At 34.8% G+C, this 15,708-nt stretch carries 15 protein-coding genes; 12 read left to right on the forward strand and 3 right to left on the reverse strand.

Annotated features, from left to right (window positions below):
• Positions 1-522 precede the first annotated feature (522 nt).
• Positions 523-2,172 carry an alpha,alpha-phosphotrehalase gene (locus tag U8521_RS06925; protein ID WP_334331826.1) on the forward strand — a complete coding sequence of 550 codons (1,650 nt, stop codon included), beginning with the start codon at positions 523-525 and terminating at the stop codon, positions 2,170-2,172.
• Between the two features lie 52 nt (positions 2,173-2,224).
• Positions 2,225-2,956, forward strand: coding sequence for a GntR family transcriptional regulator (locus U8521_RS06930; protein WP_334331825.1), 732 nt, complete (start codon positions 2,225-2,227; stop codon positions 2,954-2,956).
• Positions 2,957-3,083: 127 nt separating this feature from the next.
• On the opposite strand, the gene U8521_RS06935 is transcribed toward U8521_RS06930, so the two are convergent.
• Both U8521_RS06935 and U8521_RS06940 read right to left on the reverse strand, forming a co-directional pair.
• Positions 3,084-3,806: a GntR family transcriptional regulator gene (locus U8521_RS06935; RefSeq protein WP_334331824.1), complete on the reverse strand. Its 723-nt coding sequence runs from the start codon at positions 3,804-3,806 to the stop codon at positions 3,084-3,086.
• A gap of 156 nt (positions 3,807-3,962) precedes the next feature.
• Entirely contained in the window at positions 3,963-5,039 is a 1,077-nt protein-coding gene (locus U8521_RS06940; RefSeq protein WP_334331823.1) for a GDSL-type esterase/lipase family protein, read from the reverse strand.
• A 213-nt stretch (positions 5,040-5,252) separates the two neighbouring features.
• On the opposite strand from U8521_RS06940, the gene U8521_RS06945 reads away from it, so the two are divergent.
• The 8 genes from U8521_RS06945 to U8521_RS06980 all read left to right on the forward strand — a co-directional run bounded on the left by U8521_RS06945 (position 5,253) and on the right by U8521_RS06980 (position 12,777).
• Positions 5,253-5,996 (forward strand): ChbG/HpnK family deacetylase, encoded by a 744-nt coding sequence (locus U8521_RS06945; RefSeq protein ID WP_334352284.1) that lies wholly within the window; start codon positions 5,253-5,255, stop codon positions 5,994-5,996.
• A gap of 101 nt (positions 5,997-6,097) precedes the next feature.
• The gene (locus U8521_RS06950) at positions 6,098-6,793 is read left to right on the forward strand and encodes a GntR family transcriptional regulator (protein ID WP_334352377.1); all 696 of its coding nucleotides are present in this window, start codon (positions 6,098-6,100) and stop codon (positions 6,791-6,793) included.
• Between the two features lie 143 nt (positions 6,794-6,936).
• Positions 6,937-7,245 carry a PTS sugar transporter subunit IIB gene (locus U8521_RS06955; RefSeq protein ID WP_334352285.1) on the forward strand — a complete coding sequence of 103 codons (309 nt, stop codon included), beginning with the start codon at positions 6,937-6,939 and terminating at the stop codon, positions 7,243-7,245.
• Between the two features lies 1 nt (position 7,246).
• Positions 7,247-8,671, forward strand: a complete 1,425-nt coding sequence (locus tag U8521_RS06960) for a PTS sugar transporter subunit IIC (protein WP_334352286.1) — start codon at positions 7,247-7,249, stop codon at positions 8,669-8,671.
• Between the two features lie 12 nt (positions 8,672-8,683).
• Positions 8,684-9,022 (forward strand): PTS lactose/cellobiose transporter subunit IIA, encoded by a 339-nt coding sequence (locus U8521_RS06965; RefSeq protein WP_334352287.1) that lies wholly within the window; start codon positions 8,684-8,686, stop codon positions 9,020-9,022.
• The gene (locus U8521_RS06970; RefSeq protein WP_334352288.1) at positions 9,015-10,493 is read left to right on the forward strand and encodes a sialate O-acetylesterase; all 1,479 of its coding nucleotides are present in this window, start codon (positions 9,015-9,017) and stop codon (positions 10,491-10,493) included. The genes U8521_RS06965 and U8521_RS06970 overlap by 8 nt, the downstream gene beginning before the upstream one ends.
• Before the next feature lie 2 nt (positions 10,494-10,495).
• Entirely contained in the window at positions 10,496-11,380 is an 885-nt protein-coding gene (locus tag U8521_RS06975; protein ID WP_334352289.1) for an ROK family protein, read from the forward strand.
• 2 nt (positions 11,381-11,382) lie between these two features.
• Complete coding sequence (locus U8521_RS06980) at positions 11,383-12,777, forward strand: glycoside hydrolase family 1 protein (RefSeq protein WP_334352290.1); 1,395 nt, start codon at positions 11,383-11,385, stop codon at positions 12,775-12,777.
• A gap of 53 nt (positions 12,778-12,830) precedes the next feature.
• Here U8521_RS06980 and U8521_RS06985 read toward each other — a convergent pair whose 3' ends face one another.
• Positions 12,831-13,634 carry a WxL domain-containing protein gene (locus U8521_RS06985; RefSeq protein WP_334331815.1) on the reverse strand — a complete coding sequence of 268 codons (804 nt, stop codon included), beginning with the start codon at positions 13,632-13,634 and terminating at the stop codon, positions 12,831-12,833.
• 301 nt (positions 13,635-13,935) lie between these two features.
• On the opposite strand from U8521_RS06985, the gene U8521_RS06990 reads away from it, so the two are divergent.
• Both U8521_RS06990 and U8521_RS06995 read left to right on the forward strand, forming a co-directional pair.
• Complete coding sequence (locus U8521_RS06990) at positions 13,936-14,811, forward strand: ROK family protein (RefSeq protein WP_334352291.1); 876 nt, start codon at positions 13,936-13,938, stop codon at positions 14,809-14,811.
• 732 nt (positions 14,812-15,543) lie between these two features.
• Complete coding sequence (locus tag U8521_RS06995) at positions 15,544-15,693, forward strand: teichoic acid D-Ala incorporation-associated protein DltX (protein WP_135372392.1); 150 nt, start codon at positions 15,544-15,546, stop codon at positions 15,691-15,693.
• Positions 15,694-15,708 lie beyond the last annotated feature (15 nt).

A 15,708-nucleotide genomic window follows, 5' to 3' on the forward strand; every position in this document is an offset into this window, starting at 1 on the left:
TTTGCTTTCAAATCAAAACTATATTTAACCATACAAAAAGTGCTCCATAATCATTAGATTTCTTGTCTAACAATTATGAAGCACTTCAAATTAGTGATGTCTTCTTTTTTGTGTTATTCATATTTCTATTCTGAATAGGGAAGGAAATATAACTATAAATATTAAGCATTATTTATGAATAGAATTAGAATTCCTAAATGAATGGAAAGCAAATAACTAAAGGAAGTGAAATTCAGTCCGGAATAGCAAAGCCGATTTGGCTCAGTGGTGCCCACACGTTCCAGCCAAAATCGGCTTTGCTATGGAGGACGGCATGCTACATCCACCCATCAAACAATAAGAATCTACACTTATAGTTATTTATTTATAAAAATGGACTAGTTCAAAGAATCTTTATATAATAGCTAAATGTAGCTTATTTGAGGAATCTGTATGGTTATAACGTCGTTGACAGATGTATAAACATATTATAAGATTGCGTCGTTAAGTGAGGATTTATCAAAGATTGAGGAGCATTTGTAAATGAAGGAATGGCAAAAAGAAACTGTGTATCAAATTTATCCACGCAGTTTTCAAGATTCTAACGGAGATGGTATCGGTGATATCAACGGTATCATTTCACGGCTAGATTACTTGCAAAAACTGGGGATTGGACTTATTTGGTTGACGCCGATGTACGTTTCACCAGGTAATGATAATGGTTACGACATTGCGGACTATTACCAAATTGACCCAGTGTTTGGGACAATGGCTGATTTTGAGCATCTTTTGCAGGAAGCACATAAGCGGGACATTAAAATTATTATGGATATGGTTTTAAACCACACTTCTAATCAAAACCCTTGGTTTAAAGAAGCCTTGAAATCGAAGGAGAATCCCTATCACGATTTTTATATTTGGCGTGATCCAGTTGATGGTCATGAGCCTAATAATTGGGTCTCTAAATTCAGTGGTAGTGCTTGGAAATATGTCCCTGAGTTAGACCAATATTATTTGCATCTGTATGATGTAACGATGCCTGATTTAAATTGGCGCAACGAAGAATTACGTAAAGAGATTTTTAAGATGCTACAATTCTGGGCTAAACGTGGCATTGACGGTTTTAGACTCGATGTTATCAATAATATTTCTAAAACAAAAGAGATGCCAAACGATACTTTCAAGACACCGCTCGATGATGGTAGAAATTTCTATACCAATGGTCCTCACGTACACGAATATATTCATGAAATGTATGAAAAAGTTTTTGGACCAAATAATTTCATCACGGTTGGAGAGCTTTCTTCAACTCCAATTTCTGAAGCGGTCAAATATACTAACCCTAAACGTCAAGAATTGTCGATGGCTTTTACTTTCCATCACGTAAAAGTTGATTATACGAATGGCAACAAGTGGACGCTTGGACATTATAAATTAGCAGATTTAACAAGTATTTTGAGTGAATGGCAAGTTAAAATGGATCAACAAGGTGGCTGGAACGCACTGTTCTGGAACAACCATGATCAACCACGTGCGATTTCTCGTTTTACTGATGATGATAAGTATCGTGATCAGTCGGCTAAGTTGTTGGCGATGGTCGAGTTTGGACTAAAGGGGACGCCATACATTTATCAAGGCGATGAAATTGCGATGAAGAACGCTTATTTCACTGATATCAAGCAGTACAACGATCATGAATCAATCAATGCCTACAATGAATTGATCAACAATGGCGTGGACAAAGCTTTAGCCATCAAGATTCTGCAACAGAAATCACGCGAAAATGCTAGGTTGCCAATGCAATGGGACTCTACTAAAAACTATGGCTTCACAACTGGCGAGCCTTGGTTGAAGCCGCTTCATCATGATGATTATTCAGTTGAAAAAGTATTGAAAATGAAAGATAACGTTTTTGATTTTTATCGGGCTTTGATTTTCATTAGAAAACATAAAGAAGTTCTCATTGATGGTGATTATAAGTTATTAAATCCTGGGGATAATAGTGTTTATAGCTATGAAAGATTTAATGAAAAGCGTAAAATTTTAGTTATGGCGAACTTTACTGCTCAAGAACAAAAGAGAACTATTCCAACTGGATTCGACCTAGTTTTGGGGAACTACGGTGGATTACAGTTAGATAATGGAACAGTAATTATGCGTCCATATGAAGCATTAATGTTAGAGAAGAGATAGTGGGATTTTTATTTTTGAGGTTTATTGCTAGATGCAATTGTGAGGAGAAATTATGCCAAAAAACTTATATTCAGATATTTACCACATATTAAAAGGTGAGATTGACAGTGAAGTTTATCCACCTAAAACAATTTTGCCAGGTGAGGAAGAATTGTCACAACGTTTTAGTGTGACTAGAAATACGATCCGTCGTGCGTTGAAGAAATTACAATCTGAGGGCTTGGTTTATACTGTTAAAGGCCGTGGTGTAGTGGTTCTAGAACCAGTTACCGACAATCGCATGGTCTTTTCAGCTGCTAATAGAGCCGGCTTTCAAGATTTGATGAGTTTTCCACAAAATAAATCAATTCGTGAACTAGCTACTAAAGTGTTAGCCTTTGAAGAAGTTGAAGTTGATAGTATTCTGTCGGAACACACGTCATTTAGTTTAGGCGATGTTGCTTATCACGTTGAACGACTTCGGATGGTTAATGGTAAAGCTATGGCATTGGATACAAGTTATTTCAGAAAAGAAAATATGCCTAATTTGAGTTCTGAAGATGCTAAGAGTTCAATTTACCAATATATTCGTGACAATAATCTTTTTAAAATTGCGGCTGCCCGTTCAGTTGCAACAGTTGAAACAGCGACTCAAAAGGAATCTGATTTGTTGGATTTACAAGAAGCTAATTGTGTCGGTGTCTTGAAGAAATATGTTTATACTGATTTAGGTAGTTTATTTGAATGTACTGAGACTAAATATATTCCTAACCATTTTTCTTTGGTTGGATTTGAATCTTATTAGATTTGGATATTAAAAAAAGCTTCCCGATTTTGGGAAGCTTTTTTTTAATATCCATAGTTCTATGTTTTATAGTCAAAACGCGTTCCAGTCAACAGGAGTCAACATCCTCCGCCCCTGCTCCACGCTCTTAAAATTTGATAATCTGATTAAATATAAAGTTATCTGGAATAAAATGTGATTCGGTATATTCGAATTGCTTTCCATCATCATTGAAGGCAAAACTGATCATATTTCCGATACAATTATTGATACCTAGATTCAGGTGTTCATAATCGGTTTGGGTGGCATGTTCAATTCTTAATTGTCTTTTGACGACGGCAATTTTCATCTGTAAATCATTGTTTATGTAATTATAAATTGAACCCTTAGCTATTTCGGGAGTTATCTCTGGGACTACTTGAGCGTTGAAGTAGTTGATATCTAAGACAGCGTTCTTATCGTTGATTCTTCTAACTCGTTTAATGGCATAGACTGGGATGCCTACAGCGAACGAGGTCTTATGGTGTAAGTTTTCATCGACGATCACTTGTTGAAAATCGGCAATGATTGTTTTTCGCTCAAGTTTTTGATCTGAATTCAATGATTGAAGACCATTAATTTTTTCCAAACTGAGGTTTAATTCTTTAGTTTTTGGTGTTTGTTCCAATACGACAACGCCTTTTCCTTTAACACTGTAAACTAAACCTTCATTTGCTAGTTGTTTGATTGCTTTACGGATTGCATAACGACTAACGTTGAATTCTTCAATTAATGCATCTTCGGTTGGAAGGCGCATTTTAATGTTGTATTGTCCGCTTAAGACACGTTCTTTTAAAATTGTATAAATATCCTTGTTAGTAGTTTCAACCATTCTTTGTTCTCCAATTAAATATAATTGATCATTATTCACTATTTTATATTACATTATATTAAAAATGATTTAAACATGGTACGTAAAACTTAATAATTACTATAAATAGATATTCCAAATCTCCATAGCAATTATACATCATGGAATATACCAACCTTAAATCATCCGCTTACGAATTAATTGTTCTTGAATGTATTTAGCAACTTTTTTACCACCCTCAGCAGAGAAGTGAACGTGATCGCCACAATCGAAGTTAGCTTTTAATTTATCGTTGTCTGCTACTAGACTGGCAACGTCAATAATATGTGGCATTTTTAGCAATTCTTTATTAACAGCTAAACGGAGTGCCTCTTTTTTATCAGACCAACCATTGACACCACCGTTGATATTGCCCCTGGCAGGCGTTATTGTCATTGGTACGAAGGTAATATCATGCTTCTTACATTTTAATTTGAGCAGTTTGACTGCTTTGACAATAGCTTGGGCCGTTGGTAATTCGTTGATTGGGGCACCGGTACCTGGATGAAGTAAATCATTGATGCCTTCCATGAAAACGACGATGTTAGGTTGATAATTAGCAATCATGTGGTCAAATCTTGTAAAACCGGCTTCACCAAAACTGGTTGACCATTGCGAAATGCTGTGTCCTGGATGCAAAATCCGGTTTCCAGAAATACCAAAATTGGCAGTCATACAATGGAATTCAGATTCCAGATTCAAAGCTAAAGGGGCTGAATAATTGCCTTGATTAGTTAAAGAATCTCCAAAAAAGGCGATTCGTTCGTATTCTTGGTTAGTTTGGACTTGAATGGCGGAAACTCCAAAGAAGTACTTTGGCTCCTGGACAGTTCTGTCTTCAGTTTTAATCAAATCATTAGAGATAGTCATCCCTAAACTGTGGATTGTTTTATTAGGCGAAGTGATTTCAATCGATAGGAAAGAATTGTCACGCATTTTCAAGTCGATCCAATCTGACCATTCAACTAAACGTGGTTCGATCTCAAACGAAGTCTGTCCATTTAAAGTAACTAGTTTTCGATCAGTCGGAGTACTATAAATCTCTAATTGTTCAATTTTTAATGGTACCTCGTCGAATAAATTATTCAGTTGTAATCTAATTTTTTTGCATGGCAATGGTTGAAAAATTTGTAACCGTTGTTGCTTATTTGGATTTATATTTTCAAGATTGGCATAATTAGTGAAATTATGTTTCCAAGTGGTAGTTTCTATCATTTAGTATTCCTTCTTTTTTTGTTGAAACCCTCTAATACCATAATAGCATGTTTAAACAATTTTGGTTATAAGAAAAATCATTATTTTAAGAGAACAAATACAAAAGGTTCGATTTATATTTTAATGCATGTTTACTATTCTTTAATAGGCATAAGAAAGTATAACAAATTTTGAAATTTGTTATATACTTATCTCTGGGGAAGTAGGATAAAAATGAAAATTATTATAAGAGCTGATGATTTAGGATATTCTGAGGGAGTAAATTTTGGGATATTAAAATCAATTGATGATGGAAAAATTAATAATGTAAGTATGATGTCAAACACTGCGTATGCAAAAAAAGGTTATGATTTAATTAAAGATAAAGGTGTTTGTGTGGGATTGCATGCTAATATTTCTGGAGGTTATCCGGTTTCCAATCCTACCGAAATTGATACATTAGTTAATGGTAGAGTATTTCATAAATCCTCTTTTTATAGAGAAGTGGAAGAAGATATTGTTGATACTGAACAAGCTAGAATTGAGGTAGAAGCTCAAATAGAAAAATTTATATCTATAACGGGAGTCTTACCCGCTTATATTGATATTCATGCGACTAATAGTGGTAACTTTGAAGAAGGAGTTAAAGAGGCTGCATTAAAATATGGAATTACTTTTGTACCCGCGGATTTCTCTGGAAGGATAACTAACTTTAAGGGATATAAGTTAAAAACTATTGTAAAATCGTCAGAACCTAACTACGAACCTAAGCAAGTGTTTATTGATTCCATAAACAATAATGTTCAAGATCTTCTACTTTTCATATTTCATCCAGGGTTTATAGATAAGTATTTGTATAATCATTCTTCACTTTTAATTCCAAGAATAATGGAAACTGATTATCTATGTAGTACTGATTTTAAGGATTATTTAAACAAAAAGAAAATTGAATGTATTCGAATTGATTCACTAGTTTGAATTGAATACTGTAGAATTATTGGGTACATTAGAGGGAGAATATATAAGACTATGAAACTTTTAAGGGTGAAAGTCTAGAATGAGGTGTTTACTTGAAAGAAATGCCTAAATATATGGTAATTGCAGAACAAATTAAGCAACGTATTATGTCAGGAGAATTTGAAAATGATCAACAATTGCCTCAAGAAGTTCGGTTAACGAAAGCATATAATGTTAGTAGAATAACTATTAGAAAAGCTTTGGATGTATTAGTATCTGAGGGACTGATTTATCGTATTCAAGGTGCAGGTACTTTTATTAAAGATTCAAATGGAAATAATAGTTCTGTGAGTAAAAATCAAGCTGAATTATTTGATATAGATAATTTGAATATAAAAGTGGGAGATTTTAGTGTTATTAAGCCTCCTACTGATGTGGCAAATATGTTGGAAATTAATCGTTATGATTTTGTTTATGTTGTAAATAGGACTATGGCCCAGGGTGATGAGCCAGTTATTTATCAGGAATTGTATTTTCCTATAAAGTATATTCAAGGTATGCGAATGGATGCATTGAAGTCGTCGATAATAGACTTCTTAACTGACGACTTAGGAGTTGAGTTGACTGCTATAAATCGCAATTATTCAATAGCACATTTAGAAAAGAATAAAGCAGTAAAGATTAATGTCTCAGAAAGTGAGTCCTTATTATTAATAAAAGAGAAAATTCACTTGAAAGATGGGGCAGTCGGAGTTTTTGATAAAAGTTGGATAAATACAGAAAAGTTTAGCTATAATACTAGACTATTATTGGATTGAGTGTTTCCTAAGAAAAGGGTGACACTCTTTTTTAATACAATTTAGTTAAATGTCATAACAAATTTAAAAAGGTCTTTACATATAAAGATGTAGGTGCTTTAATAATCAATGTAAGCGTAATCATTAACTAGGGGGTAAGAAAAATGGCAACTAAGAAAATTGCATTCTTTTGTAGTGGAGGAATGTCCAGTAGTTTAGCTGGTAAACATTTACAGGAAGTTTATACAAAAGAAGACAAGGATATAAAAGTCGATGCTTATGACTTTGGAATGATGGATGACGTCGCTGAAGATGCTGATGTGATTCTACTTGCTCCACAAATTTCTTGGTCTTATGACGATGTTACTAAGAAGTTTCCGGACAAGAAAGTTATTAAGTTATCCATAACGGAATTTGGAAGTATGGATGGTCAAATAATTGCTGATCGTTTAGCAAAGGAAGGTATAAAGTAAAATGGCAAAAGGAAATTTTTGGGGAAATTTCGAACAGAAATTCACTAAAGCTGCAGGGAAAATTGCAGCAAATAAGTTATTGTTAACCTTACGTGATTCATTTGTTTTGGTTGCTTCAACAACCATGATTGCCGGATTTGCCCTATTGTTCCAAAATGTTATTTTGGATCCAGTAAATGGTCTTATTTTTGGGCAACAAGGATTACACATAGGACAGCTAATCTCTGGGTCTGAAAAGGCGTGGGAAGCATCTGGATTTGCGCATGGATTGACTAATATCAACAATTTGATTGGATTAGTTTCTTATGGTTCATTAAGTATTTTTGCATTACTTTTAGTTATTATTTTTTCTTATGAGTTTTCTCGTAAGTATTTTCCAAAAAGTAAAGAACATTTGACATCAGTTTTATACGCTGTCGGTGCATTCTTCATTTGTTTACCATGGCATTTTGACTATACGCCAGCTGGATCAAAAAAAGCTATTGATGTTCTAAATTATGTAGATACAACTTATTTTGGTACTCAAGGTGTTTTTGCAGCTCTGTTAATAAGTGCAGCGGCTGTGTTCATTTATAATTATTTCATGGCAAGAAATATAACGATTAAAATGCCTGAATCTGTTCCACCTGCAGTGGCACGTTCTTTTGAATCATTAGTTCCCGGTTTAATTACTATGGGTGTTTTTATAATTCTTACTGGTATTAGTACATCATTAACAAATGAAACATTACCTGCATTATTGCTAACTGTTTTGCAAAAGCCAGCTATGGCTGTCGCAAAGACTGGATTATTTGCATTTGTGGCTATGTTTACATGGCCATTATTACAATGGTTTGGTATACATCCAACATCTATTTGGGGTCCAATTTTTGGATTAACTTGGAATATTAATGATACTCAAAATATGTTAGGTCAAGCACATCATATCTTCTCAACATTATTTATGAACTTTACTGTAACGGCTTCTGGTTCATTCTCGTTGGCACCTGTAATTGCAATTTTGCTATTTTCACACAGAATTGCTGCAAAGAAAATAGGTAAAATTGCCGTTATGCCAGCGTTGTTTAATATTTCTGAACCAATAACCTTTGGATTACCAATTATTATGAATCCTTTATACATTATTCCATTTGTTTGTGCTACACCTATTGCATTTTATCTTGGATACTTCTTTACAAAGATTGGATTCATAGGTCCTATTGTGAATAATGTTCCATGGACAGTTCCAACGTTACTTTCAGGATTACTTTATACAGGTAATATTCAAGGAGTTATTGTCCAGGCTGTTATATTGATAGTCACAACGGCCATATATATTCCGTTTGTAAAAATGGATAACAAGATTAACGCTGATGTTGTCAAAGAAACTGAAATGGACGAAGCTCATAAAGAATCAGAAAAAGAATTAAAGACTAGTCAAGCATAAGAGGTGTGAAATTTGGACGAAAAACAATTAAAACGTGCGATGAATTTGATTTCTGTAGCCGGAACTGCTAAATCAATGTGTATCAATGCGATGAATCAAGCCGAAAAAGGTGACATTGACGGTGCACGTGAGACATTAAAGGAAGCAAAGAAGACGCTGCACGAAGCACACAATATTCAAACTAAATGGATGACAGATGAAATGAATGGTGAAAAAGTTGAAAAATCAATCATGCTGATTCACTCACAAGATCATTTCATTTCAGCTGACATCATGATGACAGTTGCTGAGAAAGTTATTAATCTCCACGACGAAGTTGCGCAATTAAAAAAGGAAAAAGTAAATGAGTAATTTACAATTAGATGGAATTTATACTGACAAGATGGTCGTGCCAGCTAATAAACATTTTTATATCAGTGGACAAGCTGTACCGCAAGCAGTAGTTGTAGTTGAAGCTTTGAAACAAACTTACCAAACAACCGCAGACGTTAACGGGGCTTGGAAAGTTAGATTGCTTTTAGCTGAAGATTCGTTGTGTGATATTAAAATCACCAGTTTAGATGAAGCAAAAGTTTTGCATGAAGTTCGAAGTGGAAAAGTTATCTTGCTTACCGGGCAGTCAAATATTGAATTCAAATTCAGGGATGATGCTGAGTATCAATCGGAAATTGAGCACTTAACGCTTGATAATACTTACTTTTACAACGTCCCTCAACTCGAATATCACGATCAAAATTTGACTCTGCCAACTGATTTAGAGACTTCGACTTGGCAAGTTGCCAATAAAGAGACCCTTTGGGAAATGTCTGATATTGGTTATTGGGCAGCTAAGAAATTACACGAACTAAATCCGGGAGAAGTCATTGGTATCATCGATTGCTACAAAGGTGGTACGTCGATTTCTTCTTGGGTTCCAGAGTCGGTTTTAACTGGTAATCAGGAATTGATCAACCGTTTTATCAAACCATTTAAAGAAGCTACAACAGGTAAAACTCAGGCAGATTATGATCAAGAATTCGCCGACTACAATGCTTTAGTTGACAAGCACAATACTGATTTAGCTAAATTTCAAAAAGAAAATCCTAAAGTTTCGCTGAGTGATGCTAAAGATGCCGTTGGCCATACGCCTTGGCCACCTCCAATGACACCAACATCATACTTACGTCCTAACGGTTTATTCCATACGATGATCGAACAGGTAAAGAATTATGCGTTTGATAAAATCGTTTGGTACCAAGGTGAAAACGATGCTGATAATCCGCAAGTTTACGATATTATGTTGCGTGGTTTGGTATTGAGTTGGCGTGATTTGTTCCAAGACTTCTCAGTACCATTTCTAATTGTCCAATTGCCAAGGTACTTTGACGAACCAAAGGATGCTTGGCCATCTATTCGTCAGCACCAATTAGAAATTACGCAAAAAATTAATGATGTGCATTTAATTTCGATTGCTGATACGGGTGAAAAGCACAATATTCATCCAACTCATAAGCGAATTGCCGGGACCAGAATTGGTGAGATTCTCTCTGATCAAAGTTATAGTTCGACACCAGTTGTCTTTCGTCAACAAGTTTTGGATGACAAATTGATTTTATCTGTTACAGCAGCTAGTTCACTCGTCCAAAGAGGTAACGCATATTTTCTAGTTAAAAAAGATGACCAATGGCAAAAACGTCAAGTTAGAACTGTTGGTAAGCTAATTGTGCTTGATAATTGTCAGGGGATTCAAAAAATTCGTTATGCTTATGATAATTATCCAACTTGCACATTGTTCAATGAATTAGGTGCACCGGTTGCGCCATTTGAAATGGAGATTGGGTAAAAATGAGTAATTTAGGTTTGATTGATATCGGTGGTACTTCCATCAAATTAGCCGTCATGCAAGATCAAGAATTGAAGAAACTGCCTTCAATTCCTACTCCAAAGACTTTGGAAGATTTCTATTCTGAATTAACTAAGAACGTTACAGCCATGAAATCAGAATATGACATTACTGGTGTCGGGATCAGTTCTCCCGGTGCTGTCAATAAAAAGACTGGTGTAGTTGAAGGAGCTTCAGCCATTCCTTACATTCACAATTTCGAAATTCAACAAGCTTTATCTAAGAAATTTGGATTACCAGTCAGCATGGAAAATGATGCCAATTGTGCCGCATTAGCTGAACTAAATTCTGGTGCTGGGAAAGACGTTTCCAGTCTCTTGTTCTTGATCATTGGAACTGGGGTCGGTGGATCAGTCATTATTAATCATCAAATTTGGCATGGTGCCCATTTATTCGGTGGTGAATTTGGCTTCACGTTAGTTGATGATAAAAGTACTCTCAGTAACCTAGCTACTTCAGTTGGGGTTGCTCAAAGATACAATGAAAATTCCAAACCTAAAACTAACTATACTGGTAAAGAAGTCTTCGATTTAGCCGATAACGGCGACCTCCGAGCTCAAAAGGAAGTTCAAACAATGTACTACTCACTTGCCAAAGGAATTTACAATTTACAGTATAGTTTTGACCCTGAACTCATCGTTTTAGGTGGTGCGGTTTCTAATAACCCACACTTAATTCCTGAAGTTAATAAAGAGATTGAAAAGATTCGTAAAGTTGTCAAAATTGCTTCGATAAAACCTAAGATTGTTCCTTGTCAATACACTGATGAGGCTAACTTACGTGGAGCTTATGTCGACTTTTATCAAACTTATCCAGAGGAGAAATAAACATGCTAACATTTCCAAAAGATTTTGCCTGGGGTGCTGCCACATCTGGCCCTCAATCAGAAGGAAACTTTCACAAACCAAATCAGAATGTTTTTGACTACTGGTTTGAAAAGAGTCCTGATGATTTTTACGATGGCGTAGGACCTGACACAGCCTCTAATTTTTATAACGATTATCAAAAAGATATCCCTTTGATGGCAAAAGCTGGAATCAAGGCATTGCGGACTTCGATTCAATGGAGCCGTTTGATCAAGAACCTTGATACTGGTGAAGTCGACGAAGCCGGAGTGGAATTTTACAATAAGGTAATCGACTGTTTGATTGACAATGGGATAACACCTTACATCAACTTGTTCCATTTTGATTTGCCAATTAAGCTATATCAAGAATATAGTGGCTGGGAATCAAAACATGTGACTGACCTGTTTGCCGATTATGCTGAAAAATGTTTTGAATTATTCGGTGATCGAGTTAAAAATTGGTTTACCTTCAATGAACCAAAAGTCATTTTAGATGGTGAATATTTGTATCAATTCCACTATCCATTAAGAGTTGATGGACCAGCTTCAGTGCAAGTTGCTTATAATTTGAATTTAGCCTCTGCTAAAGCCATCAAGAAATTTAATGCTTGGAAAAAAGCTAATAATTCTGATGCTAAAATTGGAACGATCTTGAATTTGACACCAGCTTATCCAGCAACTGATGATCCAGAAGACGTTAAAGCAGCACAATTTGCTACAATGTGGGATGACAACATGTTCCTAGATCCCGCTGTTTTGGGACATTTTCCAGCTGAATTAGTGAAAATTTTGGATGATGCAGGAGTACTTTGGGAAAGTACACCGGAAGAATTGAAATTAATTGAGGATAACACTGTTGATGTTTTAGGAGTTAATTTCTATCATCCAGAACGTGTTCAAAGACCAAGTATTTCACCAGAGAGCTTGCAAGATTGGATGCCTGATATTTACTTTGATAATTATGAAATGCCCGGTCGTGTGATGAATGTCGACAAAGGTTGGGAAATCTATCCAGAAACTTTGTACGATATATCCATTAACTTGAAAGATAACTATGGTAATATTCCATGGTTCGTCTCAGAAAATGGAATGGGTGTCTCACGAGAAGAACGCTTCATTAAAGACGGCGTTGTTCAAGATGATTACCGAATTAAGTTTATTCACGATCACTTAGTTCAACTTCATAAGGGAATTGAAGCTGGTTCTAATTGCCATGGATACTTCGTTTGGACAGCGATTGATTGCTGGTCATGGAAGAATGCTTACCGTAATCGTTATGGCTTGATTCGTGATGATATTCATACACAGACTAAGACCTTGAAGAAATCTGGTCACTGGTACGCTAAATTAAGTGAAAACAATGGATTTGAAGAATAGAATATAAAATAAAAGCCTAGTCAGAATTTCTGACTAGGCTTTTATTTGTTAAGTTAATTAGTTACGCTAGGGCTAGCAGTTAGAGTCCAAGTAACGACAGCGTTCATATTTTTAGAGGATTTAGTAGAACCAGTACCGTCATTTGGAATCGTCAAACTGGCGGCATCAGGTGTATTATATTTAGCTCTGATGACACCAGGGTTATATGTTCCAGATTTCATGTCGATAACTGTTTGATCATTGCCATCGACGCTTGAAATGTCAACGGCTTTTGTTTTAAGCAATGTATCAGAATTAGTTACATTTTTATCTTCATCGTCTACTAAATTTAAAGCACTAAGATGAAGAATCGCGTCAAGTGATTCGGAAGTCTCATTCGAAGCAATATTTAATTTACCAATTGAAGCACTGAGTTGGAAACCAGGCATATTGCTTGGGTCGGTCAAATTACGTGAATCGGTAACTTGTAGATAGCCATCACTGTTGCCGTCTATTCCAGCATTGTCAGAACCATCATCAGAACCTGTAGTAAATCCATCAGTATTAGCTGTGTTGTTTTTTAATTTGACAGTAGTGCCTTTTGACATAGTCCCAAAATTAAAATCAGGTACAGCATCGAGAGTTAAAATTCCGGATAGGACGGTTACAGTAACCGTTGAAGTCTTTTGGTTAGATTCATCAGCATTAGATTCGTAAGTAATGGCATCAGTTGTACCAGTAGTTGTTGAATCTGAAAAACCATTTTGAACAGTAATTGCATCAGCAGAATCAGCCGCTTTAACTTGAGTTAGGGGAGTTGCAGCGATAATGAGGCTAGTTAATGCTAGTAGACGAATAATTTTATTAAATGGCTTCATTAGCTAACCCCCTAACGTGTTTATTATTGATCCTATTTCATACTTAGATTTTAGCAAAAGTTAACAGACGGTTTGTATCGTAATTGATAAATGTTTTTTATCTAAAATGAAACAAGATTATGTTAATTAATCAACTAACTAATTTTTTTAAAAAATTTTGATATTAAAAAAATACAGTTTGTAAATACGTAATTTTTTATTACCAGAGATTATTGATTCATCAATGCCGGTAACGTTTTATTAGTGAATATGGTAATCTGGTATTGTTAAGTGTAAACGATTGCAATTTGGAGGGGAAATAATGAAAGATGTCGCATTAATTGATGTTGGTGGTACTAGCATCAAATATGGCCTATGGAATTCAAAGCAAAATGCATTAACTGAGAAAGGTTCATTTGAAACACCAAAAGATTTAGCTGGTTATTATGTTGGTTTGGAAAAAGTTGTTAATGACTTTAAAAAGGAATATGAATTAAGTGGTGTGGCAATGAGTACACCAGGAGCAGTTAATAAAGAAACTGGTGTGATCGAAGGTGCAAGTGCTTTACCTTATATTCACAACTTTAAGATTCAACAAGAATTAGAGAAACGTTTTGATTTACCAGTTACAATGGAAAACGACGCCAACTGTGCTGCTTTAGCAGAAATGGACAGTGGTGTTGCTAAAGGATTGAAAAATTTGATTTTTCTTGTTATTGGAACAGGTGTCGGTGGTGCTGTGATTTTAGACGGACATGTTCATCATGGAAAACACTTATTTGGTGGTGAGTTTGGTTATACCTTGTCACAAGACGGCTATAAAACGGTCAGTGAAGTTGGTACGGCTGTATCGCTAGCAAAGCGTTATAACGAAGCAAAAGGAACTAACTATACAGGCAAAGAAGTCTTTGATTTGGCTAATCAAGGTGACCAACTAGCTCAAAAATATGCTCATGACTTGTATCATAATTTAGCTGTAACAATTTATAATTTGCAATATGGATTTGATCCGGAAATGATAGTTTTAGGTGGAGGAGTCTCACAAGCAGACTTTTTAATTCCTAATATTGAAAAGGAAATCCAAAAGATTTTGGATGAAGTAAAAATTGCTCCATTCATGCCAGTTATCAAGAACTGCCAATACCGCAATGACGCCAACTTAATCGGTGCTTATGTTGATTTTAAACAAAGTAATTAAGGACGTTCTTCGTAACAAATATTGTTTCTATTGATTATTTACTTTTCAGTCTTTTAAAAATAGAGATAATAATAGCAAAAGAATTAGGATCTTACTAGATGCCACATTTAAAGTGGCTTTGGTAAGATCCTATTTTTTTATATTAAATTAAACCGATTCAAATAGAGGGCGAAGGCGACAAGCCATCATTCACTTCAAAATTATAAAAGAAGAGAAATAACTCAATATCATAAATATTATTTTTGATATTTTTACAAATAAATCCAGAATAATATCGGTAGCAAGTAAGCGCTTTATCTTACAAAAATGTCACATGAGACTAACAGTTTGGTAATTATTTCTATCAAATATTTACTTTTAACTTTCCTAAGTCATAATGAAAAACTGTTGAGACTGATCTAGCAAATTCCTCATGAAAAAACTGTTATTGGATAAAGTAACGGTACGGAGTGTCTATTATTGGAAACTTGATTAATTTTCATTTATAATAAAATTTGTTTAAACATATATCTCCGAATGCCGTGACACACATGTGATTGGTCAAAAAAGGATAATTTTATTTATAGAAAAAGCCATATTATGACATTTGGAACGTTATTATAATGTTTATGCAAATGATATAGAAATAACGATATTCAGTTATTTCAAGTCATTTTCTGGTTTGACACAGTTTTTTTTGAATGGTTAGATAGTTTTCGCATAAAGCAAACTCTATTCGGTGAGGTGTAAATTATGAAAAATAGTTTACTAGTTTTTCTAAAAAAACCAGTTACGGTTTTTATTATTAAAACGGTTGTATTTTTCGCTATTCTCTTAGTGCTCTTATACATTTACGGGTACAACGGTGTAGGAAGTGCCAAGTTTATTTACAACGAATTCTAGGAAGAAGGTAATATC

Source organism: Companilactobacillus miaonis (assembly GCF_036913615.1).
Lineage (GTDB): Bacteria > Bacillota > Bacilli > Lactobacillales > Lactobacillaceae > Companilactobacillus.